Below are 23383 nucleotides of genomic sequence, written 5' to 3'. Positions count from 1 at the left end.
CCGGACCGCCAGTACTCGGAGACCTGGGCCGGATGAGCAGTTCCGCGCGACCGCTGTGCCGCTCGCGGCACGACCGCATGATCGCCGGCGTCGCCGGCGGCATCGCCCGGCGCCTGCGCTGGAATCCGGTGCTGGTGCGGGCCGCGTTCGTGGTGCTCGCGCTGGCCAGCTTTGGTCTGCCGATGGTGCTGCTGTATCTGATCCTGTGGCTGGTCATGCCCGAAGAGGGGTGCTGACTGAGCGCCTGGCTGCGAATCGCCGGCGGCGCGCTCGGCGCGGTGTGGACCTCGCCGGTGACCGTGCTCGGCTTGCTCGCCGGCCTGGCCGCGATGCCGTTCGGCGCGCGCGCGCGTTGGCGCGGCGAAGACCTGGCGCTGGTGTTTCATCATTGGCCGTGGGGGCCGGGCGGGGCGATCACACTCGGCAACGTGATTCTGCACACCGGCGCCGACCTGGATTCGCCGTGCTTCACCTACGCCCACGATGCCGGCCACTGCATCGAGGCGCCGATCCGCCTGTCCGACCACGAACGCGCCCACGTCTATCAATACATGGTGCTGGGGCCGCTGTTCCTGCCCTTGTACCTGCTCTGCGGCGGGATCAGCGTGCGCAACCGCTTCGAGCGCGCCGCCGACCGTTACGCCCAGACCGGGCGGGGCTGGTGGCCGTGGTCGCGGCTGCCGGCCGAGCAGAGCGCCGGGTCGGCGACGGTAGCGCGCATTTATTCGGGCGATGCGAATGAACAGGCGCCATGCGAGCGCGAGCGCCGGCGCGATCACGAAAATTTGATCGGCCGGTAACGCTACCGGACGTACTCTGCATGCGTCGGAGAACAACCAACGGACGCGAGTCCGATGCAATCGCTCCGACAACGGAAGGCCCGGACACCCGAGGAAATCTCGAGGCCTGGGCCTTCTCATTTGCAGACTTCGATTCCGTGCCTCGATCCGATTCGAGTTGTGTCTTGCGCGCGGCGCCGGCGCGGCGCGTTCGCGCCCGCTTCGGCTCCAGCGTGCGCCCGCTTCGACTCCAGCGCGCAACTCGCGCGCGGATTCTTACGCGGGGCGATCGGCGCTGAACGGCAAGCGCACCGCGCTGTCGCCGGCCACCACGCCGTTGGGCCCGAAACGGCGTTCGACGAACACCACCGCTTCGTCTTCGACCAGCACCACGGTGCTGCAGCGGGTGCCGTAGCCCTCGCCGAGCACGAACGGCGGCGACAGCATCCGTTCCAGTTCCAGGCCGACGCCGGTGTCGGGCAGGGCCGCGTCGGGCGCCGGCGCGGTGTCGGCCAGCGCGGCCAGCAGTTCGGCGACGCCGGCGCTGTCGGCGGCGCGGGCCTGCGAGGCGGGCGAGGCCAACCAGGCCGACAAGGCGCGGGTGGCATGGCCGCTCTTCGGCCAGGGCGCATCGAAGGCGCCGTTGGACATGGCGTGCACCCCCGGCGCGACCGGCGCGGTCTGGAACTCGGGGTGATTGCTGGCGAAGCGCAGCTGCGTGCCGTCCCATAGCAGCAGATTGAAGCGGCCGTAATCGGCCGCCTGCGGCGCCAGCGCGGCGAGATAGGACTCGGCATCGGCCTCGCCGCGCACGAACTCGCTGACCAGGGCGCCGCGCGAGCGCGGTCGCGCTTCGGGATTGCGCCCGGCGCGGACGTTGGTGACCGCGGCGAAGCGTCCGCGCGCGGAGACCTGCAGCCAACTGCCGCCTTGGAGCAGGTCGCGGCCGCCGTAAACCTCGGGCGCCTCCGGATCGGGTCCGGCGGCGGCGCTGGGACGGGCATGGGCTTCGTCGCGGTTGGCGATCAGGGCCAGGCGATAACGCGGGTGGTGGTCCCAGGCGAGGGCAATCAGGCACATCCGGCCATTCTAGCCTCGCGCTTGCGCCAGATTGCTCACAGCGTCGGCGCGGGCGCAAGCGGCATCGGTCGCGCGTTTCACACGACGAATGGCAGAGGCAGCACATCGTGCCTGGCACTATTCTGGCCATCGTCTCAGCAGTTGAGACCGTCCCACGTTCTGCTAGCCGGCGCAGACGGGGAGACGCATTCATGAATCGTGGTGCCAGGATGTTGCTGCAGTTGTTCGCACCGCCCGTGGTGGTCGCCGCCGGCGGCGTCGCCAGCGGCGCGCTCCTGCTGCAGGCCGCGGCCGCGCCCGAGGCCGCCGCGTTCGCGCCGATCGCGCGCGGCCTGCAAGCGGCGGCGTTGGCGGTCGGCGCGGCGATGGCGCTGCACTCGCTCTGGCGCGTGTGGCGCTGGGAGCGCGGCCTGGAGCCGCAATGTCCGTGCGGCGGCCTATTGTCGCGGCCGTCGTCCCTGCAACGCGGGCGCGCCCGCCGCTGCCTGGGCTGCCGTCGCCCGCAGCCGCCCGCTCAGCCCCGCAGCTTCGATCCGCCCGTCCGATCCGCAGATCCCGATCCGTCGATCCGCCCGTCCCAGGCTCCCATCATCGGTCTTGATCCCATGCTCACTGCCGCCGCCATCCACTGCACCGTGACCCCTCCGCCCGAAGCGGCCCCGCTGCGGCCCCAGCGGCCGTCGCCGCCGGCCGAGAACGGACTGCGCAAGCTCGGGGCCGGGTCGGCCCGCACCCGGACCGTCCGCGCCGGGGACGCATCCGAGGCCTTCGACGAGCCGGCCTACGCGGTCGCGGCCGAGCCGCACTGAGCCGCCGCTTCCGGCCGGCCGGTCCGCTGCAGACCCCGGTGCTCGAGGCCGCGCCGTAGGGGGCAGACTCCGCGCGCAAGCCCCGCTATACTGCGCAGCCCGCTGCCGGAGTGGCGGAATCGGTAGACGCAGCGGACTCAAAATCCGCCGCCCTTAAAAGCGTGTGGGTTCGAGTCCCACCTCCGGCACCAAGGAAATCAAAAGCCCGCGAGCGATCGCGGGCTTTTTTGTGCTGGTTCGTCCGCCCCGCAATGACGTCGCACTCAGCCCGCCGTCCCCTCGACCGGCGACTCTGTCTTGCTCGGGTAGGTGAGCAGATACAGCAGCACCAGGATGCCGCCGACCGGCGCCAAGCTGATCAACTGCCACCAAGGGTTGAAGCCGGCGTCGCGCAGGCGCCGGGTGCATGCCGCGATCCACGGCAACAGCACGACCAACGAGGCGATTTGCATCGGCAGCGGGCCCACGGCCTCGGCGAGCAGTTGGGCGAAGGCCAGCAGCATGGCCACGGCGAGCGCGAACCACCAGAAATCCGCGCGCGCGGTGAGGCCGGTGAATTCCAGGCCGCGCAGCACGCCCTCGCGCATCGCCCTGAGGGCCGGCTGGCTGGGCGTCGGGTCGCCCACCAGCAGGCTTTCGGCCGGCACCTCGAAGACGGCGGCCAGCGCGCGCAAGGACTCCGTCGAGATCTTCGCGCCCGATTCGAGGCGCTGGATGGTGCGCAGGTTCAAGCCGCTCAGCTGAGCCAATTGCTCCTGCGACCATTGGCGGGCGATGCGCAGCTCTCGAAGGCGGGCGCTGTTGACGTGCATGGATGCTCCTCGGCACCGGCGGCTCGGGTTCCCTTCATCATCCTGCCGCAGGCCGGCCCTGCGTGACGACAGGAACCCGACATGGGGACGACACCAGTCCGACTGCGGGCGGTAGGGCCGCAAGACGGATTCCGTTTCAACCTGGGCAGGCGGCCGGGCAAGGGCGCCGACTATGTTCCATCGAGCCGGCGCCCATGCCTCCGATATGGGGCTACGCGGGGCTTACTTCGCCTTAGCCCTCCCACTCCAAGACTTGCTGACGATCATCCACTTGCCGTCGATCTTCGACAGTGCGAGATAGTCCACCCCGTCCCACGCCGGATAGTCCAGCTTCACTTTGACCACCGCCGAGTTTTCGGTGACGTCGAGGATTTCGTAGCTGCGGTGGCGCTGATCTTCGTCGTCGGCGGGTTTGCCGGGGAAGCCCTTGGCCCATTCTTCCGTGGTGCGCACGACCACCTGGCCTCTGGAGGCGGAGTAGCCGAGTACCGCGCCGTCCCGGCGCAGCACTTCGAAGGCGATGTTGGAGTCGCCGGCTTCGAAGGCCTGCATCATTCTTTGCATGGCGCGGTCGACCGCGGCGCGGTCGCTGCTTTGCGCGAGGGCGGAGGCGGGGAGGAGCAGGGCGGAGGCGAGAACGGCGGATCGGATCGATAGTTTCATGGTGGTTCCTGCGGTTGTTGGGACGTAGCTGAGGGCCGGCGTCGGCCGGAGAGAGAAGGGGGTTGCGGGGTTCAGGCTTTCTTGGCGCCGCGGACCGGCGGTCGGGCGGCTTGGCGGCGCAGGATCTCGACCACGGCTTGCGCGACTTGGGTGGCGGAGGCGTAGTTCTGGCCGGTCACCAGCCTGCCGTCGACTTCGATGTAGGGCTTGTCGCCGTCCAGGGCATGGAACAGGCCGCCGCGGGATTCGACGGTTTTGCGCATCAGGAAGGGGAACTGCTTGAAGTAGGCCTCGCCCTGCCGCTCGTGCTCTTCGGGATAGCCGGTGACGCGCTTGCCCGCCAGCAGGTACTGGCCGTCGGCGAGCTTGAGGTTCACCAGGCCGGCGGTGCCGTGGCAGACGGCCGAGACGACGCCGCCGTTGCGCTCGTAGACCTGCACGGCGATCCGTTGCAGCACGGGGTGCTCCGGCACGCCGTAGATGGCGTTGCTGCCGCCGACGTAGTAGACCGCGCGGTAGCGGGTCGGGTCGATCTGGGCCGGGCGGGCGGTGTTGCGCAGCCCGCTCATGATCCGCTCGTCCTTCAGGCGCGGCTCCATGTCCTTGCCGACGTAGCGGTCGAGGATCGGCACGTCGCCGCCGTCGGGGGAGACGAAGTCGACCGCGTAGCCCGCGGCTTGGAACGTGTCCCAGGCATGCACGACTTCGCCGAAGCTGATGCTGGCCGGCAGGGTCGAGCTGCCGTGGACCTTGCTGCTGGCGACGACGAACAGGATCCGCCCCTGGCCGCCTCGGGCGGGCTGGCGGAGATCGGCGTGCGCGGCCGTGGGCAGCGTGCCGGCGCGTTGGGCGGAGGTGTCGCTCAGCGCGTCGACGACGACCGGACCGACGATGCCCGGGGCCGCGTGGGCGTCGGGAACGCAGCCCAGGCAGGCCGACAGGACCAGCAGCGGGATCGATCGGAGGAAGCGGGATAGGGGCATGGGCACGGGCTCGTCGGAAGGAGTCCGTAACCTATGCGTTCCCTTTTAAATCAAGCTGTTGCCGTATCTTCCAGGAGTGCTGGAATGGCTTTCAGGAGTCGCTGGCGGCGCTCCGGAACGCGGCGGGCGTGATCCCGGCCAGCTTTTTGAAGGTGCTGTGGAAGGTCGACATCGACTGGAAGCCCGCTTCGGTCGCCACGACGTCGAGCGGCTTGGGCGGCGTCTGCCGCAGCAGCGCCTTGGCCTGGGTCACGCGCAGTTGCGCCAGGTACTGCTTGAACGAGGTCTGGTTGTTGTCGTTCAACAACTGCGACAGCCGGGTCTGGGGCAGGCCGAGACGGCGCGCGAGACGGGGCAGGGTCAGTCCGGGGTCCAGGTGCAGGCGCTCGCGCGCCATCAACTCGGCCAGGGACTGCAGTTGCACGGCCGCCTCGGGCTCGGGGATGCGACGGTCCTGGTAGGGCTCGATCGGGGCCTGGCCTGACCGCAGGCGCAGATAGACCAGCACGCTGAACGCCAGGACGAAGGTGAAGGACAGCGCGCCGACGATGTAGGAGGTGTAGCCGGAGGTGTAGTAGGCGATCCAGATGACCCAGATGGCCGCCACGGTGCCCAGCAACAGCGGGCCGGCCGGCGTGCCCGAGAGCCGCGCGCGGTGCAGGTACAACTGCGCGGTGGCGAGCAGGAGATAGCCCAGCCACGAGTAGATGATCCCCGGGGTGACGAGTTGCCGCCACAGCTCGACGTGGCTGTCGTAGGGCAGGAACAGGTTGACCGCGGCGGCGAGGGTCAGCAGGCCGGCGATGTGCCAGCGGTCCGCCCGTCCGGGGCCGGGGGTATCGCCCTGGCTGGAGCGCAGCAGGAAGAACAGGCACGGCCCGATCATGAAGCAGGCGGTCAGGCCGATCTGCAGCACGATCCGCGGGATGTCCGGCCAGAAATAGAAGGCCACGGATTTTCCCGCCCGCATGCTCACCGCCAGGATCAGCAGCGACAGCCAGCGCTGGGTGGGGGCGCCCTTGGCCCGCCACCACAGGAACGAAGCCGCGACGAGGCCGTTGAAGGCGCCGAGCATGGAGAAGAAGAACAGGAAGTGTTGGCTCAGCATGATCGATCCATCGAAACGATCGGTCTTTCGCCCGGGAGCGACCTGCGGGGCGAGAGGGCGAGCGCGTTTGCGGCGAACGGCGGTAGAGCATTTCGGGCCCGTGCCGATCCGGTCGCGGCATCGCGGCCGGACGAGCGCGCGCAATCATACACGTTGAGGCGAAACCGGCGATTTGGCCGCGCGCCCCGGTCTTTCCGCTCGGTTCGGGCGGGACGGGCGGCGATGCGGGGCCTCGCCCGAGGCGGCGGCAGCCGACGCGAGCGCGATGGTTTCGCCGCGCGCCGCCTGGGTTCGCGCCCTGGGCGGCCGGCTTCGTCGTAATGGGGCTGTCGCCGGGCGAAGGCCGGCTCGATGCTGCGGGCGAAGAGCGATCCGGTCGGTCACGGCCGATCGCATTCGTCGCTTATCCGTCTGTTTCGCACCGGAGGTCGCCATGCGTGCGCTGTGGTTGTCGTGCTGTTCGTTCCTGATCCTGGCGGCGTCGAACGCCAGGGCCGAATCCCTGACCGTGTCCTTGCTCAACGACACCGCGCAGAGCGTGCGCGAGGTGTGGATCGCGCCGACGGGCAGCGAGGAATGGCGCAAGATCGCGCTGCCCGTGCGCGGTTTGGGAGCCGGCGACGAGCAGACGCTGCGCCTGCAAGCGCCGCCCGGAGGCTGCGTCTACGACCTGCGCTTCGATCTGCGTCGGGGCTGGAATTTCCTTCATCGCGGCGCGGATTTCTGCCGTTTCGACAGTTATCGCCTGGGCCGTTACCTGCGCGGCGTGAGCCCGCGGTGGCCGGTGGCCTTGCGCGATGAGCGCCCGCGGATGCGGGCCGGCGCGGCATCCCAGCCGGGAGATTGAGGGGAGTGCGGCTTGTGTAGGAGCGGCGTGAGCCGCGACAGCCGAAGCGGTGTACGGCAGCGATGCTTCACAACGCGGGGATCCGCACGGTTCGACGCGCGAATAGGCGCCGGTTATCCGGTCTTCGGGTGATGCGCTTGCGAACGTCGCTGCGGTTGTCGCGGCTTACGCCGCTCCTACAGGCAGGCGGCGTCGCTATGGCGCGCTCTTTTGTAGGAGCGGCGTCCCACGGGGATTTCCTTCGGTCATGAGCCGCGACCACCGAAGCGGTGTACGGCAGCGGCGCCTCAAAAAGGCGGGGCTGCACGGTCCGACGCGCGAATAGGCGCCGGCCATCCGGTCTTCGGCTGGTGCGCTTGCGAACGTCGCTGCGGTTGGTCGCGGCTTACGCCGCTCCTACAGGAAGCGCTGCCGCGGCGGGGCGGCTCAGAAGCCGCCGTAGCGCGCCATCGCCGCGGCGAGCACGAACACCGCGCCGAGCAGGACCAGTTCGAAGCGCACGATGGCGCGCATCCGGGCCACGTCGGCGGCGTCGGGCAGGAAGGCCGGGTCGGCGGCCAGGGCCTTGCGCCAGCGCAGGAAGCGCACGGTCGGCAGGATCGAGAGCAGGCCGACCAGGACGAAGGCGCCGAGCTTGGCGTGGAACCAGGGGTTGTGCAGGTAGAAGTCGAGGCCTTTGACCCCGAACCACAACCGGCCCAGGCCGATCGCCAGCAACAGTCCGGCGCAGCCGCCGTAGCCGCCGTCGAGCTTGGCCAGGCGCTGCAGGGTGGATGCGTCGATCGGGCCGCGCAACAGCATCGATTCGGCGACCAGCATCGCGACCAGGGCGAACACCAGCAGGTGATGGGCGGCGGCGAGCAGCAGGTCGTTGAGCATGGCGGGGCCTTCGTGGCTGAGGCGGGCCGCCATCGCGCCTGCGGCCGGCGAACCGGCCGTTACGCGATCGCGCCGCCTGGGCGGTCGAAAACGGAGCTGCGGTGCGCGCGCGCTGCGCGCGGAAAATCCGGGAACCGCGGTGGATCGTTGGAAGCGGGGCGATCGAAGCCGCGGCTACCTGCGCTCAGGCCGCTTCGTCGGTGGCCAGGGCGCGATCGACGCGACGGAACCATTCGCCCTCGCGCGGCACGAACATCGAACAGCACTCCATCGGTGCCTTGTAGATGTGCAGCGACACGGCGACCGAGTCGTTGCTGGCGTTGCGGATGGTGTGGTACTCGTGCGGCGGGATCAGGCTGCCGGCGCTGCCGGGGCCGGCGTGCATGCCGCCGGCGGCGCGGAAACGGAAGTTCTCGCCGTTGCGCTCGAGCAGTTCGTACTGAGTGATTTCCAGCTCGCCGTCCCAGACGCCTTCCACGCACCACAGGCCGCTGTGGTCGTGCATCGGCGTGCCCTGGCCGGGGCCCCAGGTCATCGCGACCACGCTGTAGCCCAGCTCGCGGCTCCGGTAGATCTCGCGCCGCGCGTAGTGGTCGTCGATCGGGTCGAACACGCATTCGGGCAGGTGCACGTCGCGGTCGCGGATCATCTTGCACAAGGTGTTGCGCAAGGCGGCGGTGACTGCGTGCTCGTCGCCGGCGGCGACGGCGGCGTCGATCGCGGCGACCAGCTTGTCGTGGCCGGGGAAGTCGAGGTCGGGCAGGGCGTCGGTGGCGTTCATGCCGGCGATTCTACGCCGGTCCGCAGCTCGGCGAGAAATCCGCCGACCGCCGGTCCGAATCGGCCGATGTCGACCAGGAAGGCATCGTGGCCCTGCGGCGACTCCAGCGGCAGGAAGCGCGCGTCGGCGCCGCCGGCGCGCAGGCCGTCGGCGATTTCCTGCTGCTGCTGCAGCGGGAACAGGATGTCGGTGTGAACGCCGATCGCCAGGGCCTTTTCGATCCGGATCGCGGCCAGGCCGCGGCGCACCCGTTCATCGTTGTCGAGGCCGTCGCTGTCGCAGTAGTCGCCCAGGTCGAACCAGTCCATCGAGCGGCTTAGGTAGAGGTAGCAATTGGGGTCGAAGCGGCGCACGAAGCGGCGCGCATGGCCTTCCAGGTAGCTCTCGACCTCGAATTCCAGGCCGAAGGGCTCTTCCTCTACCCGGTCGGAATCCAGCCGCACCCGGCCGAAGCGGCCGTCCCACTCCAGCGCCGAACGGTAGGTGATGACGCCGAGCTTGCGCGCCATGCGCATGCCGGACTCGGGGTAGTGGGCGTCGTCGTAGCGGCCCTGGTTCCATTGCGGATCCAGCCGGATCGCTTCGCGCTGCAGCGACCGGATCGCGATCGAGAACGGCAACGCGCGCGCGGCGCCGGAGATGTTGATGTGGGCGCGGGCCAGGCCGGGATGGCGGATCAGCAGGGCCAGCGCGGTCATCCCGCCCATCGAGTTGCCGATCACGCAGGCCAGCCGCTCGACGCCGAGCGCGCGCACCACGTGCGCGGCGGCGTCGGCGCCGTCCTCCACCGACAACTCGGGAAAACGCAGGCGGTAGGTGTCGCCGGTGGCGGCTTCGATCGAGGCCGGGCCGGTCGAACCCTTGCAGCTGCCGAGCGAGTTCACGCAGATCACGAACCAGTGCGCGCTGTCGATCGGCTTGCCCGGGCCGAGCATCGCTTCCCACCAGCCCGGTTCCGGGTTGGCGGCGTTGGCTGCGGCGTGGGCGTCGGGCGACAGGCCGGTCACGATCAGGATCGCGTTGTCGCGCTCGGCATTGAGTTCGCCCCAGGTCTCATAAGCGATGCGCGCGCCGTGCAGGGCGCCGCCGCGCTTCATCGCGAACGGCGAGGGCAGGTCGATATGACGGGTGCCGGGGGGAATGAATTCGGTCATGCCTGTAACTCGTCTGGCCGGCGGAGCCGGTGTCCTTGGAGGGCGTCGGCGGGCGTCGGCGAGTGCGCGCTCGAGTGCGCGCTCCGGCCCGCGAAGCAGGGTAAACCATCGTCGCCGGACGCGCTGCGCGCCGGCGCGATTCTGTGCCCGGCGCAGCACTGGCGCTGCGTCCGGCGTCGTGCCATCGGTTTCACTCGACGGTGCGGTCGATGCGCAACACGATCTCGTCGGCGTTGCCGCGCACCTTGACCACGACCGGCGGCGAAGCCAGGTCGCCAGCCTGCGGCATGGCGTTGCCGGTGGCGGAGATCCGCGCCAGCACCTGCACCTGCTCGAGCTGGGACAGCTTGGCGGTCGGCATCGGGCTGTCGCCGTCGTCGAGCACGACCTGCACCGGGAACCGGGTGGCGGCCAGCTTTTCCACCGCGACCGGCATCGGCCGGCCGTCGGCCTGGCGCGCGATCACGAACACGCTGGCGCCGGCCGGCACGCGCGCGGCCAGGGTCGGCGCCAGTTCGACCTTGATCTTCAACCCTGCGTTGGCCGCAGCCGCGACTGGCGCCGGCAGCGGTTCCAGGCCGGCTTCCTGGCGCGCGCCGTTGATCTGCTCCAGCAGGCTGGCGGCGGTGCCGGCGTCGACCACGCCGAGCAACGGCTCCCAGGTTTGCGCCGCTTCGGCCGGGCGTTCGGCCTGGCGATGGGCGATGCCGAGGAACCAGCGCGCGCGCTGATGCATCGGCTGCTGCTTGAGCGCGTGCTGCAGCATGCTCACCGCTTGCTCGTCGAAGCGCCGGTCGCGGGTCGCCAGGGCGCGCGCTTCGGCGGCTTCGGCGAGCAGATCGGGATTGTCCGGCGCCAGCGCGACCGCGCGCGCGTAGGCGTCGCGCGCCTTGGCGCTCTGGCCTTCGGCGGTGTAGGCGCTGCCGAGCAGGCGCCAGCCTTCGATCTGGCGCGGATCGCGTTGCAGTTCGGCTTCGAGCTGGACGATGGCGTCGGCCAGGTTCTGCGGCGCCTTGCTCTGCTGCGCGTCCAGCGCGCGCGGAGTGCCGATCGCCAGGTAGATCGCCAGCGTCGCCAGGCCCAGCGCCAGGCCGAGGCCGGCGCCGAGCAGCGGCCGCGCGCGCCACAGCGGATACAGGGTGACGCCCAGGCCGAGCACCACCAACAGCGCCGCGGCGGCGACGAACATCGACATCGACGCGCTGCCCATGGCCACTGCGCTCACCATTCCCGCGCTCACCATTCCTGTTCCTCATCGCTGCGTGCGTCGGCGGGCGCACGGTCGCCCGGAGCGCGGCGGCCGCGCGCCAGGCGCACGACCGCGAAGCCGCCGGCCAGCAGCACCAGCGCCGGACCGAACCACAGCAGCCAGGTCTTGGATTCGACCTGCGGCCGGTACAGCACGAACTCGCCGTAGCGCGCGACCAGGAACTGCTTGATCTGGGCGTCGTCCTGGCCTTGGCGCATCAGGTCCAGCACCTCGCGGCGCAGGTCGTGGGCGATCTGCGCATTGGAATCGGCCAGCGACTGGTTCTGGCACATCACGCAGCGCAGCTCGGCGACCAGGGCGTGGAAGCGGCGTTCTTCGGCGTCGCTGTGGAAGCTCAGCGGCGCCGGGTCGTTGGCGGGCTGGGCGAGCAGCGGGGCGCTCAGCGCGAGGCCGAGAGCGAGGGCGATGGTCGCCAGGAGTCGGCGCGAGTGGGAGAAGGCAACAGCAACAGCAAATCCCCCCTGCCCCCCTTTTTCAAAGGGGGGAACAGCGTGGCGATGCGCCGGCCGGCAGCGTCGTTCTCTCCCATCGGATTCCCCCCTTTGAAAAAGGGGGGGCAGGGGGGATTTGCTCTCGATCGCCGTAGCCGCCTTCATCGCGTCTTCTCGACCTCGTCCAGCATCGGCAGCAGCTGCTCGGCGATGACCTTGTCGTTCAACGGGCCGACGTACTTCCAGCGCACGATGCCGCGCGCGTCGACCAGGAAGGTCTCCGGCGCGCCGTAGATGCCCCAGTCGATCGCCGACTTGCCGTCGTAGTCGGTGACCACGACCCAGTACGGATTGCCGTACTGCTCCAGCCAGCGCAGCGCGTCGGCGTGTTCGTCCTTCCAGTTGAAACCGAGCACGCGCACGCGCTTGGTTTCGGCGAAACGGGTCAGCACCGGATGCTCGTCGCGGCAGGCCGGGCACCAGCTGCCCCAGACGTTGAGCAGGTAAGGCGCGCCGCGCAGTTCCTCGGACGACAGCAGGCGCCCGGCTTCGTGCAGCACCGGCAACGAAAACGCCGGCGCCGGCTTGCCGATCAGCGGCGAAGGCAGGGCCTCGCGGTTGGGGTTGCGGCTCAGCCACACGCCCGCGGCGAGCAGCACGGCGAGGGCGGCGAAGACGGCCAGCGGCAGCCAGCGGCTCTTGTTCATCGGTCAATCTCCATCGTCCGCCGCGTCCGCGTTCGGCCTGTCGTCGTTGCGGCGGTGACGCTCGTGTTCGAAAAACCCTTGCGGGCCGTCGGCCATGGCCAAAGCGGCCGACTCGGCGCGGGCCGGCTGCTTCGCTTGCGCCAGCGCAGGCCGGAAACGGCGGTCGGCGGCGGCGACGAAGCCGCCCAGCATCATCAGCAAGGCGCCGGCCCAGACCCAGCGCACGAACGGCTTGACGTGCACGCGCAGCGCCCAGGCGCCGTCGCCCAGCGACTCGCCCAGGGCGACGTACAGGTCGCGGCTCAGGCCGCGCTCGATCGCGGCCTCGGTCATGACCTGGCCGCCGCTGGCGTAGGCGCGCTTCTCCGGATGCAGCACGGTCAGCTCGCGGCCGCGGTCGAACACGGTGACGGTGCCGTAGTCGGCCTCGTAGTTCGGCCCGACCCGGTGCGCGACCCGGTCGAAGCGGAACGCGTAGCGGCCCAGGTCGACGCTCTGGCCCGGCGCCAGCGCGACTTCGCGCTGCACGCTCAGGCCCTCGACCAGCAGCGCGCCGACCAGGAACACGGCGACGCCGAGGTGGGCCAGGGTCATGCCGAGCATTTCCGCGGTATAGCGCGTGCCGTCGCCGCGCAGGCGGGTCCAGACGAAGCGCAGGGTGCCGGCGCCGACCCAGACCGCGCCGCCGACGCCGGCGGCGACCTTCCACGGCCCCTGCGGAGCGAGGAAGAACGCGCCGATCGCCGCGCCCAGGGCCAGGCCCAGCCAGGGCACCAGCATCGCCAGCGGTCGTGCCGGCTGTTCGCGCTGCCAGCGGAACAGCGGCCCGAACGGCAGCAGCAGCACCAGCGGCGTCATCAGCAGCACGAACATCAGCGCGAAGTACGGCGGACCGACCGAGATCTTGCCCAGCTCCAGCGCATCGGCCAGCAGCGGGTACAAAGTGCCCAGCAAGACCATCGCGCAGGCGGTGGCGAGCAACAGGTTGTTGATCAGCAGCAGGGTCTCGCGCGACGCCGGCTCGAACGGCTTGCCGGGGTCGTCCGTGGCCGAGGGCGCGCGCAGCGCGTACAGCAGCAGCGAGCCGCCGATCACCAGGCCGAGGAACACCAGCACGAACAGGCCGCGCGAGGGATCGGCGGCGAAGGCGTGCACGCTGGTCAGCACGCCGGAGCGGACCAGGAAGGTGCCGAGCAGGGACAGCGAGAACGCGGCGATCGCCAGCAGCAGGGTCCAGCCGCGGAAGCTGCCGCGCTTTTCGGTCACTGCCTGCGAATGCAGCAGCGCCGCGCCGGCCAGCCAGGGCATGAAGCTGGCGTTCTCGACCGGGTCCCAGAACCACCAGCCGCCCCAGCCCAGTTCGTAATACGCCCACCACGAGCCCAGGGCGATGCCCAGGGTCAGAAAAGCCCAGGCGATATTGGTCCAGGGCCGGGTCCAGCGCAGCCAGCGCGCGTCGACCTTGCCGTCGAGCAGGGCCGCGATCGCGAACGCGAACGGCACCGCGAAGCCGACGTAGCCGATGTAGAGCATCGGCGGGTGGATGATCAGGCCCGGGTCCTGCAGCAGCGGATTGAGGTCGCGGCCTTCGGCCACCGCCGGCAGCAGGCGGGCGAAGGGATTGCTGGTGAAGATCAGGAAGGCCAGGAAGCCGACGCTGACCACGCCCATCACCGCCAGCACGCGCGCGATCACCGGCGCCGGCAGCGCGCGCGAGAACCGCGCCACCGCGCCGGTCCACAGCGCCAGCACCAGCGCCCACAACAGCAGCGAACCCTCGTGCGCGCCCCACACCGCCGAGTAGCGATAGCCCATCGGCAGCAGACTGTTGCTGTTCTCGGCGACGTAGCGCAGCGAGAAGTCCTGGACCACGAAGGCGTGGGTCAGGATGGCGAACGCCAGGCCGACCAACAGCAACTGCGCGTAGGCGGCCGGGCGCGCGATCGCCATCCACGGGCCGATGCCGCGCTGGGCGCCGAGCATCGGCAGCACCGACTGCACCAGCGAGACCAGCAGGGCGAGGATCAGGGCGATCTGGCCGAGTTCAGGCAGCATGGCGCGGCTCGCTGGACGGGGTGGGACGTGAGGCGGGCGTCGCGGGGGCGGCGACAGCAACAGCAACAGCAAATCCCCCCCGGCCCCCCTTTTTCAAAGGGGGGAGGCTGGCGGGTAGGTGCGAACAGATTCGTGCGTCCACGTCCACGTTCACGTTCACGCCGATGCTTTCGCTGTTCCCCCCTTTGAAAAAGGGGGGTAGGGGGGATTTGCTCTTGCCCGCAACGCCGACCGGGATCAACGCGCCGTCTCCTTGCCGCCCGGCGCCGCGACGTCGTGCTTCTGGTGCGCCTTGCCCATCTTGTCGGCGACTTCCTTCGGCATGTAGGTCTCGTCGTGCTTGGCCAGGATTTCCTCGGCGACGAAGATGTCGCCCTGCATGCGGCCGGTCGCGACCACCGCCTGCCTCTCGCGGAACAGGTCCGGCAGGATGCCGCTGTAGCGCACCGCCAGTTCGGCGTCGCCGTCGGTGACGCGGAATTGCGATTCCAGCGAGCCGCGGGTGCGCTGGAACGACCCGGCGGCGACCATCCCGCCGAGGCGGAAGCGGGCGGTCTCGCCGGCTTCGCCGCGCAGCACTTCGCTGGGCGTGTACAGATAAGCGATGTTGCGTTGCAGAGCGGTGGCGACCAGGGCGGTGGCGACGCCGGCGGCGGCGACCAGGCCCAGCACCCACAGCAGGCGACGGCGACGGGTGGGGTTCATCGGCTCAGTTCTCCGCTGCGAGGCCGTGCCGCCGCAGCCGCGACGCGCGCGGCGCGGGCGCGGGCCTGGCGCAGCTCGCGCCGCACCTGCCAGTGGCCGGCGACGAAGTCCCAGCCCAGCACGACGACGAAGACCGCATAGGCGGCGACGATATAGGACAGGTATTCCATCAGCGCGCTTCCTCGCCGGCGCCGGCCAGTTCGGCGACCCAGGCCTTGCCGCGCTCGCGGCGCAGATTGTCGGCGCGGGCGCGGGTCAGCAACGCGCCGATGAACCACAGCTTGGTGCCGATCAGCATCAGCACCAGCGGCAGCATCATGCTCGGGTCCATGCTCGACTTGCCGAGCAGACGGATGGTCTGGCCCTGGTGCAGCGAATTCCACCATTCCACCGAGTAGCGGATCACCGGCAGCAGGGCGACGCCGACGATCGCCAGCAGGCCGGCGGCGCGCGCGGCGGCGCGGCGATCGTCGATGGCCTGGTACAGGCCGATCACGCCCAGGTACAGGAACAGCAGGATCAGTTCGCTGGTCAGGCGCGGGTCCCAGTCCCACCAGGTGCCCCACATCGGCCGGCCCCAGATCGAGCCGGTGGCCAGGGTGATGACGGTGAAGCCGGCGCCGATCGGCGCGCAGGCCATGGCCAGGATCTCGCACAGCTTGATCCGCCAGACCAGGGCGATGCCGGCGTACAGCGCCATCAGCGCGAACACCGCCATGCTCATCCAGGCGCTGGGCACGTGGATATAGAGAATGCGGAAGCTGTCTTTCTGCTGGTAGTCGGCCGGCACCTGGAACAGCGCGCCGTACAGGCCCCAGGCCATGACCAGCAGGCCCAGGCCGTAGGCCCACGGCGCCCAGCGCGCGGCGAAGCGGTCGAAGTAAGGCGGCGAACCGAGTTGGTGGAACCAGCGGACGATGGGATTCATTCAGCGGTTTCGACGTCCGGGGCCCGCCCTTGCGGGCCGGACGGTTGGGGCGCGGCGGCCGGGCCGGCGCGCGGGGTCGGGTCGGGGCATCAGCTCAGCGCGATGCGGATCGCGGCCGCCGCGGCCAGCGGCGCCAGCAGCAGCGCCACCGCCAGGCCGGCGGCCAGGATCAGCAAGGCGCCGACCGGGTCCAATCCCTGGGCCGAGGCGGCCACGCTGCCGGCGCCGAACACCAGCACGGGAACGTACAACGGCAACGCCAACAAGGCCAGGAGAATACCAGAGCGGCGCATGCCGACCGTCAGCGCCGCGACCACCGCGCCGAGCAGGCTCAGCAGGGGCGTGCCCAGAGCCAGCGAGGCCATCAGCACCGGTAATTGCTCCGGCGGCAGGTACAGCAACTGGGCCAGCAGCGGCGTCGCCAGCAGCAGCGGCAGGGCGGTGGTGGCCCAATGCATGAACGTGCGCACCGCGACCAGCCAGCCCAGCGGCACCGGCGCCAGCATCCATTGTTCCAGCGAGCCGTCCTCGGCGTCGCCGCGGAACAGCGTGTCCAGCGACAGCAGGCCGGCCAGCAGCACCGCCAGCCACAGCACCGCCGCGGCGACCCGCGCCAGGGCCTGCTTCTCGCCGCCCAGGGCCAGGGCGAACAGGGTCACCACCAACAACGCCAGCAGCGCCGGTTGCGCCGCGTCGCCGCGGCGCCGCCAAAGCAGGCGCAGATCGCGCGCCAGCAGGGCGCGCGCCGCGCCGGCCAGGCCGGGCAGGGCGCCGTCGTGCGCGGGCGGAGCGTGTTGGGGTGGAGCGTGTTCGTGTGGAACGTGCTCGGGTGGAGCCGGGGCGGTCATGCGGCCTTCTCCAGGATCAGCATCCGGGTCCGCACCGGCGGTGCGGCATAGGCGCCGTGGGTGGTGACCAGGGCCGCGCCGCCTTCGCCCAGGTGCGCCTGGACCATCCGGTTGACCAGTTCGATCCCGTCCAGGTCGAGGTTGGCATAGGGTTCGTCGAGCAGCCACAACGGCGCGGGCGACAGCCACAGCCGGGCCAGCGACAGGCGCTTCTTCTGCCCGGCCGAGAGCTGGCGCGCCGGCGCGTCCTCGTAGCCGGCCAGGCCGACGATGGCCAGCGCGTGCTCCAGCGACTGGCCGGGGCGGCGGCCCTGCAGGCCGCACAGGAAGCGCAGGTTCTCCAGCGCGCTGAGGTCGGCCTTGAAGCCCGGCAGATGGCCGAGGTAGGCGATGGCGCGGGCGCGGTGAGCGGCGTCGGCCAGGCGGCCGTCGAGTTCGATCTCGCCGGCGTCGGCGCGCAGCAGCCCGGCCAGCACCCGCAGCAAGGTGGTCTTGCCGGCGCCGTTGTCGCCCTGGACCAGCAAGGCCTCGCCGGCGGCCACCGAAAAATCCAGCGGGCCGAACACGGGTTCGTCGTTGCGCGTGAAGCGCAGGGCGCGGGATTGCAGCAGCGGCGGGGCGGAAGCGGGCGTGGACGTCATCGGCGGCGAGCGGGCGGCCGTCGGGGCCGCGGATCGCGCAGTTTATGCGAGTCGGCGCCCCGCTCAGCAGGAGGCGGCGCCGGGATGGCTCAGGCGCCGATCCAGTCGGTGTAGTCGGAGCCCTCGGCGTCGAGCGGGCGGGCGATCAGCATCCGCAGCCGGACCGGCTCGCCGCGGCTCCAGGCCAGCACGCCGGCCTGGCCGAAATCGCGCGCCAGGGCGTTGGCGGCGAGGTCGTCGAGATCGGCCAGCAGCCAGCCCGGCTCGCGCCATTCGCCGGCGCAGTCCTGGGCCCAGGCGGCATGGCGCGGGATGCCGGCGGCCTCCAGGCGGGCGATCAGGCGTTCGTCGGCGGCGCGGTTGGCGCTTTCCGAGTGCGGTTCGGAGGCCGGGTTCCAGGCGCTGACGAACAGGTAACGCGAGGCCGGCCAGTAGGCTTCCAGGTCGCCCGCCGGGCGCCCGACCCGCAGCGGCAGGGCGTCGCCGTCCAGCGCCACCGCGTACTCGGCGGCGGCATAGGCGAGCGCCAGTTCGGCGGCATTGACGACCTGCAATTCGCGCATGGAGCCAGTGTCGGCCGGCGTGCCGTGCGGCGCAAATCCGGCCGACGGGCGGCGCGCGCCGGCCCGGTTCCGCCGGCCTGGTCCAAGGCGGGCGCGGCATACCGATATGAGCGCGCGGAATCGCTGCCGCCCACAGCGGTCTCACGTCGCGCAACTCCGATTCCGTACACTCGCGGTTTCCCCGCGCGATCCCAGTCAGGCCCATGACGCCCGAAACCAAGCTGCCCAAGGTCGGTACCACCATCTTCACCGTGATGTCGCAGCTCGCTCTCGAGCACCAGGCGGTCAATCTCGGCCAGGGCTTCCCGGACTTCGACGTGCCCGCGCGCCTGGTCGACGCGCTCGCACGGGCGATGGCCGAGGGCAAGAACCAGTACGCGCCGATGACCGGCATCCCGGCGTTGCGCCAGGCCATCGCGGCGAAGACCGAGCGTTGCTACGGCCACCGGCCCGACGCCGACGCCGAGATCACCGTGGTTTCCGGCGCCAGCGAGGCGATCTTCGACGCGGTGCAGGCGGTGGTGCGGCCGGGCGAGGAGGTGATCGTGCTCGATCCCTGCTACGACAGCTACGAGCCGGCGATCGACCTGGCCGGCGGCCGCGCCGTGCACGTGCCGCTGGACCCGCAGACCTTCGCGGTCGACTGGGACCGGGTGCGCGCCGCGGTCACGCCCAAGACCCGCATGCTGATGATCAACTCGCCGCACAATCCCTCCGGGGCCATGTTCGACGAAGGCGACATCGCCCGGCTGAGCGAGCTGCTGCGCGACACCGGCATCTATCTGCTCTCCGACGAGGTCTACGAGCACATCGTGTTCGACGGCCGCCGCCACGAATCGGTGCTGCGCTACCCCGAACTGCGCGAGCGCGCCTTCGTGGTGTCCAGCTTCGGCAAGACCTATCACTGCACCGGCTGGAAGATCGGCTACTGCATCGCGCCGCCGGCGCTGTCGGCCGAGCTGCGCAAGGTGCACCAGTACAACAGCTTCTGCAGCTTCGCCCCGGCGCAATGGGCGTTCGCCGAGATGATCCAGGCCGAGCCGGAGCACTACGAACAGCTCGGCGCCTTCTACCAGGCCAAGCGCGACGCCTTCCGCGATCAGCTGTTGGGCACGCGGCTGCGGCCGTTGCCGGTGCCGGGCGGCTACTTCCAACTGGTCGACTACTCGCAGGTCAGCGATCTGGACGACGTCGCGTTCTGCCGCTGGCTGACGATCGAGAAGGGCGTCGCGGCGATTCCGCTGTCGCCGTTCTACGAAAGCGCGCCGGCCGGACAGCGCCTGGCGCGGCTGTGCTTCGCCAAGAATCCGGCCACCCTGGATGCGGCGATCGAGCGCCTGGCCCGACTTTGAGTCGCAACTCTAGATTGCACAAAATCTACGTGACCACTTGCACACTGCTTTGACTTCGGTCTAACCTTCGCTTACGAGTGTCGGTAGACGCTCGAACGACGGCGTGGCCGTCTAGCAAGGGGGAGTTCATGGACAGAACGATCGTCATCCGCTGCGCGTCGCGCGCAGCCCGTATTTTCCGAACCGGGCCATCCGCGGCCGACGCCGTTCGCGTCGCTGCGGAAAATGTGTTCTCGGTCGCAATTCCGTCCGCATCTGTCCGGACAACCCAACTCCAACAATGACCGCGGCGACGCCGTCGCAGCGCCTGGATCGGCCAGGCGCGGCCGGCGCCACCGCGGACTAACTCGTGCGTCAGCTCATTACCTAGCCGGGGAAAGCGTGAGACATACAACTGCAACCAGCCCTCGTTTGTGGACCGCGATTCTGCTGGCGACCGCGCTGGCCGGGTGCGCCACAAGGCCCGCGCCGGATTTCGGCGGTCGCTGGAAGCCGGTCAACCGGTATTCCGAGGCTCCGAGCGAAATTCCGCTGCACCAGTCCTACGTGTTCTATCCCTCTCCGATGGACGGGACGCTCAAGACCATGCTCGGCCGCTGGGCCCAGGACACGAGCATGCAGCTGGATTACCAGCACTACTCCGATTTCACCCTGCACCAGGGCGTGTCGACGATCAACAGCACCAGCCTGCCGGACGCGATCGGCCAGTTGAACGCGGCCTACGCGGCGCAGGGCGTGGTGATCGCGCGCGAGGGCGACCGCATCGTGGTGCGTACGGCGCCTTCCGCGCCTGCGGCCTCCGGCGGCGGCGAGGCGGCCGGTCCGACGCCCTGATCCAGCGACGGGCCCCTAGGCCCCAGGTACCGGCGGCGGAACGGTTCGGATGCCGTTCCGCCTTGCCGGCGACGATCGCATAGTGATGGATGCAGCCCAGATGTTCGGAAAAAAGCCCGTAACCCCGCAAATCGAAAACGCGGTCGCCAAGGCGGCCAACTACGAAGTCACCGTCGCCGACATCGCCCGCAAGAGCGAGCGCCGCGCCTGGATCGTCGCCTGGTGCGCGATCGTCATGTCGCTGATCCTGGCCGGCGGTTACTTCTATTTCCTGCCGCTGAAGGAGAAGGTGCCGTACGTGGTGCTGGCCGACGCCTATAACGGCACCGCGACCGTGGCCCGCCTGGCCAACGACTTCACCAATCCTTCCATCGCCACCAGCGAGGCGATCAACAAGGCCAATATTTCCCAGTTCATCATGGCCCGCGAGTCGTACGACTACTCGCAGATCGGCCAGAAGGACTGGGGCACGGTGTTCGCGATGGCCACCCCGCAGGTCACCAGCGGCTACTCGACGTTGTTCAAGAACGACAACCCGAACAACCCGATCACCATCTACGGCAAGACCAAGACCTTGCGGGTCAAGATCCTCAGCATCCAGCTGCAGGGCGACAAGAACGTCGATTCGAAGGCCAAGGTGGCGACGGTGCGCTTCCAGCGCAGCGTCTACAACAAGGACTCCGGCGGCTCGACCCCGCTCGACAGCAAGATCGCCACGATCGAGTACCTGTACAAGTCGAACCTGAAGATGGACGAGCTCAACCGCTTGGCCAATCCGCTCGGCTTCCAGGTCACCGGCTACCGCGTCGACAACGACTACGCCGCCTCGCCGCCGATCGCTACCGAAAACTACGATCCCAGCGCCCCGCCGCAGCAGCAGGCGCCGCAGCAGCAGGCCTACCCGCAGCAGGCGTATCCGCAGGGCTATCCGCAGCAGCCTGGCGCGCCCGGCCAGCCCGGCGCCGCTCCCGCGCAGCCCGGCGCCGCGCCGGCGGGCTATCCGCCCGGCGCCGCGCCGCCGCAGCCGGGCCAGCCTGGCGCACCGCTTCCCACCAACCCCGCCGCCAATCCGGCAATGACGCCGGCGGCCGCCCAAGCTGCACCGACTGGCAATGCGAATGGAGTCAGCACCCGATGAACTGCCTGCGTAAACATCGCCTGGCCGCCCTGATGTTCCTGGCGGTTTCCGGCCTCGCGCAACCCGTTTCGGCCCAGGTCATCCAGGAGTACGAATACGAGGCCAATCGTATCTACACGGTGCGCACCGGCCTGGGCATCACCACCCAGATCGAGCTCAGCCCGAGCGAGAACATCCTCGACTACAGCACCGGTTTCAGCTCCGGCTGGGACCTGAGCCGCCGCGACAACGTGTTCTACATCAAGCCCAAGAACGTCGACGTCGACACCAACATGATGATCCGTACGAGCACCCACTCGTACATCTTCGAGTTGAAGGTCGTCGCCACCGACTGGCGCGTGCTGGAACAGGCCAAGCAGGCCGGCGTGCAGTACAAGATCAAGTTCGTCTACCCGAACGACACCGAGTTCTCGAACGCGAAAGAGGCGAAGGCCGAGGAGCCGACCCCGGAGCTGAACACCTCGCTCGACAAGAACCGGGTCTACAACTTCGAATACCAGTACTCGAGCCGCAAGAAGCAGTCCTGGCTGGTGCCGACCAACGTCTACGACGACGGCCAATTCACTTACATCAAGATCAGTGGGCTGAAGTCTCTGCCGACCGGCAACTTTCCCGCGGTGTTCGCCCGCGAACGCGAAGGCAGCGAAGATTTCGTCGTCAATTCCACGGTCCAGGACAACACGATCGTGGTGCACGGGACCTATCCCTACTTGATCATCCGGCACGGCAATAACGTCGTCGGTCTGCGCAGGAAGAAGCAGAAATGAGCCAGAACATTCCGCCCAACACGCCCGGCCAGCCGGACGACAACAACGGCCAGCAGGGCGCCTACGGCTATGCCGGCGCCGGCGCCAACCCCTATTACGGCCAGCAGCAGGCGGCCGCGGCGCCGAACCTGGACGCCGGCGCGCCGATGTTGAAGTCGGCCGACGTACAGAAGCTCAACCGCAAGGCGATGCTGTTCCTCGGCGGCATCGTGCTGCTGTTGATCGTCGCCGCGATTTGGATGTTCAAGAGCGCGACCTCGGGCGACGAGGACAAGAAGCCGGTCGAGGAAGAGGTGGTCAACATTCCGGAGCTGCCGAAGGCCGCTACCGACAATGCGCCGCCGTTGCCGCCGGTGGAGCAGGTGCAGGAAATGCCGCCGCTGCCGATGGTGCCCGAACCCTCCCCGCAGGAACTGGCCGAGCGCGAAGCGCCGCCGCCGGAAGAGCAGGGCCCGCGCCCGCCGTCGCTGCTCGAGCGACGCATGGGCATGGCCGAAGGCGGCGGTTACGCCAGCTCCGGCGCCGGCTCCGACGGCAGCGGCAACGACCCGTACGCGGCGGCCATGGCCGCGGCGGTGCAGGCCAACTCGCCGGGCGGCGGCGCCAAGCCGCGCGACGAGCGCGACATGCCGACCAGCGCCCAGCCGCTGTACAACCCGGACACCTTGCTGCTGCGCGGCACCTACATCCGCTGCGTGATGGAAACCCGGATCATCACCGATATCCCGGGCTTCACCTCCTGCATCGTGACCGAGCCGACCTATTCGGTGAACGGGCGCCGCCTGTTGCTGCCGAAGGGCTCGAAGATCTCCGGCCGCTACCAGTCCGACAACATCAACGGACCGCGCGTTTCGGTGATCTGGGACCGCATCACCACGCCGACCGGCATCGACGTGAGCATGGCCAGCCCGGGCGTCGACAACCTCGGCGGCGCCGGCCATCCGGGCGACTACAACGCGCACTGGGGCAGCCGCATCGCCTCGGCCCTGCTGATCAGCCTGATCAGCGATGCGTTCAAGTACGCCGCGGCCAAGAACGGCCCGCGCTCGACCGAAGTCACCAACAGCGGCAACGTGGTGGAGACCCCGTACGAGAGCAACACCGCCGAAGCGATGGAGCGTCTGGCCAACCAGGCCCTGGACAAGAGCATCAACCGCCCGGCGACCGTGACCATCAACCAGGGCACGATCGTCAATGTCTACGTCGCCAAGGACGTCGACTTCTCCTCGGTCATGAGGTAAGCCGGCCT

The 23383-nt window shown here is 69.6% G+C and carries 25 protein-coding genes, 1 tRNA gene and 2 pseudogenes; 10 read left to right on the top strand and 18 right to left on the bottom strand.

Going from position 1 to position 23383, the window contains the following annotated elements; all coding sequences use genetic code 11:
• The first annotated feature begins 32 nt into the window (after positions 1–32).
• Together K4L06_RS19230 and K4L06_RS19225 are read left to right on the top strand one after the other, a co-directional pair.
• The gene (locus K4L06_RS19230) at positions 33–236 is read left to right on the top strand and encodes a PspC domain-containing protein (RefSeq protein WP_221672921.1); all 204 of its coding nucleotides are present in this window, start codon (positions 33–35) and stop codon (positions 234–236) included.
• 93 nt (positions 237–329) lie between these two features.
• Positions 330–668: pseudogene (locus K4L06_RS19225) on the top strand (hypothetical protein); the annotation flags it as partial.
• Between the two features lie 387 nt (positions 669–1055).
• On the opposite strand, the gene K4L06_RS19220 reads toward K4L06_RS19225, so the two are convergent.
• Entirely contained in the window at positions 1056–1859 is an 804-nt protein-coding gene (locus tag K4L06_RS19220; RefSeq protein ID WP_221672920.1) for an NRDE family protein, read from the bottom strand.
• Positions 1860–2050: 191 nt separating this feature from the next.
• Between K4L06_RS19220 and K4L06_RS19215 the strand changes: the two genes are divergently transcribed.
• Both K4L06_RS19215 and K4L06_RS19210 read left to right on the top strand, forming a co-directional pair.
• Positions 2051–2668 (top strand): hypothetical protein, encoded by a 618-nt coding sequence (locus K4L06_RS19215; protein WP_221672919.1) that lies wholly within the window; start codon positions 2051–2053, stop codon positions 2666–2668.
• 104 nt (positions 2669–2772) lie between these two features.
• Positions 2773–2859, top strand: a tRNA-Leu gene (locus tag K4L06_RS19210).
• A gap of 72 nt (positions 2860–2931) precedes the next feature.
• Here K4L06_RS19210 and K4L06_RS19205 read toward each other — a convergent pair.
• The 4 genes from K4L06_RS19205 to K4L06_RS19190 all read right to left on the bottom strand — a co-directional run bounded on the left by K4L06_RS19205 (position 2932) and on the right by K4L06_RS19190 (position 6234).
• Entirely contained in the window at positions 2932–3480 is a 549-nt protein-coding gene (locus K4L06_RS19205; RefSeq protein WP_221672918.1) for a DUF805 domain-containing protein, read from the bottom strand.
• A 222-nt stretch (positions 3481–3702) separates the two neighbouring features.
• Entirely contained in the window at positions 3703–4143 is a 441-nt protein-coding gene (locus K4L06_RS19200) for a nuclear transport factor 2 family protein (protein WP_221672917.1), read from the bottom strand.
• A gap of 71 nt (positions 4144–4214) precedes the next feature.
• Entirely contained in the window at positions 4215–5126 is a 912-nt protein-coding gene (locus K4L06_RS19195; protein ID WP_221672916.1) for a type 1 glutamine amidotransferase domain-containing protein, read from the bottom strand.
• Between the two features lie 91 nt (positions 5127–5217).
• Positions 5218–6234: a helix-turn-helix transcriptional regulator gene (locus tag K4L06_RS19190; RefSeq protein ID WP_221672915.1), complete on the bottom strand. Its 1017-nt coding sequence runs from the start codon at positions 6232–6234 to the stop codon at positions 5218–5220.
• 433 nt (positions 6235–6667) lie between these two features.
• On the opposite strand from K4L06_RS19190, the gene K4L06_RS19185 reads away from it, so the two are divergent.
• Positions 6668–7081 (top strand): hypothetical protein, encoded by a 414-nt coding sequence (locus K4L06_RS19185; protein WP_221672914.1) that lies wholly within the window; start codon positions 6668–6670, stop codon positions 7079–7081.
• Between the two features lie 426 nt (positions 7082–7507).
• On the opposite strand, the gene K4L06_RS19180 is transcribed toward K4L06_RS19185, so the two are convergent.
• The 13 genes and pseudogenes from K4L06_RS19180 to K4L06_RS19120 all read right to left on the bottom strand — a co-directional run bounded on the left by K4L06_RS19180 (position 7508) and on the right by K4L06_RS19120 (position 18043).
• Entirely contained in the window at positions 7508–7993 is a 486-nt protein-coding gene (locus tag K4L06_RS19180; RefSeq protein ID WP_255595278.1) for a DUF2214 family protein, read from the bottom strand.
• Positions 7994–8144: 151 nt separating this feature from the next.
• The gene (locus tag K4L06_RS19175; protein WP_255595277.1) at positions 8145–8741 is read right to left on the bottom strand and encodes a cysteine dioxygenase family protein; all 597 of its coding nucleotides are present in this window, start codon (positions 8739–8741) and stop codon (positions 8145–8147) included.
• On the bottom strand, positions 8738–9895 hold the full coding sequence (locus K4L06_RS19170; RefSeq protein WP_221672913.1) for a homoserine O-acetyltransferase: 1158 nt from the start codon (positions 9893–9895) through the stop codon (positions 8738–8740). The genes K4L06_RS19175 and K4L06_RS19170 overlap by 4 nt, the downstream gene beginning before the upstream one ends.
• A 190-nt stretch (positions 9896–10085) precedes the next feature.
• Positions 10086–11090: a tetratricopeptide repeat protein gene (locus tag K4L06_RS19165; RefSeq protein ID WP_221673699.1), complete on the bottom strand. Its 1005-nt coding sequence runs from the start codon at positions 11088–11090 to the stop codon at positions 10086–10088.
• A 41-nt stretch (positions 11091–11131) separates the two neighbouring features.
• Positions 11132–11581 carry a cytochrome c-type biogenesis protein gene (locus tag K4L06_RS19160; RefSeq protein WP_221673698.1) on the bottom strand — a complete coding sequence of 150 codons (450 nt, stop codon included), beginning with the start codon at positions 11579–11581 and terminating at the stop codon, positions 11132–11134.
• Positions 11582–11757: 176 nt separating this feature from the next.
• A complete protein-coding gene (locus K4L06_RS19155; protein WP_221672912.1) occupies positions 11758–12303 on the bottom strand; it encodes a DsbE family thiol:disulfide interchange protein in 546 nt (181 codons plus the stop codon).
• A 150-nt stretch (positions 12304–12453) separates the two neighbouring features.
• A pseudogene (locus tag K4L06_RS19150) lies at positions 12454–14358 on the bottom strand (heme lyase CcmF/NrfE family subunit); the annotation flags it as partial.
• Between the two features lie 237 nt (positions 14359–14595).
• The gene (ccmE, locus tag K4L06_RS19145) at positions 14596–15063 is read right to left on the bottom strand and encodes a cytochrome c maturation protein CcmE (protein ID WP_221672910.1); all 468 of its coding nucleotides are present in this window, start codon (positions 15061–15063) and stop codon (positions 14596–14598) included.
• Positions 15060–15233: a heme exporter protein CcmD gene (gene ccmD / locus K4L06_RS19140; RefSeq protein WP_221672909.1), complete on the bottom strand. Its 174-nt coding sequence runs from the start codon at positions 15231–15233 to the stop codon at positions 15060–15062. Before ccmD ends, ccmE begins: the two co-directional genes overlap by 4 nt.
• Positions 15233–15991: a heme ABC transporter permease CcmC gene (ccmC, locus tag K4L06_RS19135; RefSeq protein WP_221672908.1), complete on the bottom strand. Its 759-nt coding sequence runs from the start codon at positions 15989–15991 to the stop codon at positions 15233–15235. Before ccmC ends, ccmD begins: the two co-directional genes overlap by 1 nt.
• 89 nt (positions 15992–16080) lie before the next feature.
• On the bottom strand, positions 16081–16839 hold the full coding sequence (ccmB, locus tag K4L06_RS19130) for a heme exporter protein CcmB (RefSeq protein WP_221672907.1): 759 nt from the start codon (positions 16837–16839) through the stop codon (positions 16081–16083).
• Complete coding sequence (gene ccmA, locus K4L06_RS19125; protein ID WP_221672906.1) at positions 16836–17480, bottom strand: heme ABC exporter ATP-binding protein CcmA; 645 nt, start codon at positions 17478–17480, stop codon at positions 16836–16838. The genes ccmB and ccmA overlap by 4 nt, the downstream gene beginning before the upstream one ends.
• A gap of 89 nt (positions 17481–17569) precedes the next feature.
• A complete protein-coding gene (locus tag K4L06_RS19120; protein ID WP_221672905.1) occupies positions 17570–18043 on the bottom strand; it encodes a DUF3293 domain-containing protein in 474 nt (157 codons plus the stop codon).
• A 203-nt stretch (positions 18044–18246) separates the two neighbouring features.
• On the opposite strand from K4L06_RS19120, the gene K4L06_RS19115 reads away from it, so the two are divergent.
• The 5 genes from K4L06_RS19115 (at position 18247) to K4L06_RS19095 (ending at position 23375) form a co-directional block, all read left to right on the top strand.
• Positions 18247–19395 (top strand): pyridoxal phosphate-dependent aminotransferase, encoded by a 1149-nt coding sequence (locus K4L06_RS19115; protein WP_221672904.1) that lies wholly within the window; start codon positions 18247–18249, stop codon positions 19393–19395.
• Between the two features lie 411 nt (positions 19396–19806).
• Entirely contained in the window at positions 19807–20229 is a 423-nt protein-coding gene (locus tag K4L06_RS19110; RefSeq protein WP_221672903.1) for a hypothetical protein, read from the top strand.
• Positions 20230–20314: 85 nt separating this feature from the next.
• On the top strand, positions 20315–21367 hold the full coding sequence (locus K4L06_RS19105; RefSeq protein WP_255595272.1) for a type IV secretion system protein: 1053 nt from the start codon (positions 20315–20317) through the stop codon (positions 21365–21367).
• 32 nt (positions 21368–21399) lie between these two features.
• Positions 21400–22134 (top strand): TrbG/VirB9 family P-type conjugative transfer protein, encoded by a 735-nt coding sequence (locus K4L06_RS19100; RefSeq protein WP_255595730.1) that lies wholly within the window; start codon positions 21400–21402, stop codon positions 22132–22134.
• Positions 22131–23375 carry a TrbI/VirB10 family protein gene (locus tag K4L06_RS19095; RefSeq protein WP_221672901.1) on the top strand — a complete coding sequence of 415 codons (1245 nt, stop codon included), beginning with the start codon at positions 22131–22133 and terminating at the stop codon, positions 23373–23375. Before K4L06_RS19100 ends, K4L06_RS19095 begins: the two co-directional genes overlap by 4 nt.
• Positions 23376–23383 lie beyond the last annotated feature (8 nt).

Origin of the sequence: Lysobacter sp. BMK333-48F3 (assembly GCF_019733395.1) — a bacterium.
Classification (GTDB): Bacteria; Pseudomonadota; Gammaproteobacteria; order Xanthomonadales; family Xanthomonadaceae; genus Lysobacter.
This window is presented reverse-complemented; position numbering and strand designations above follow the sequence as displayed.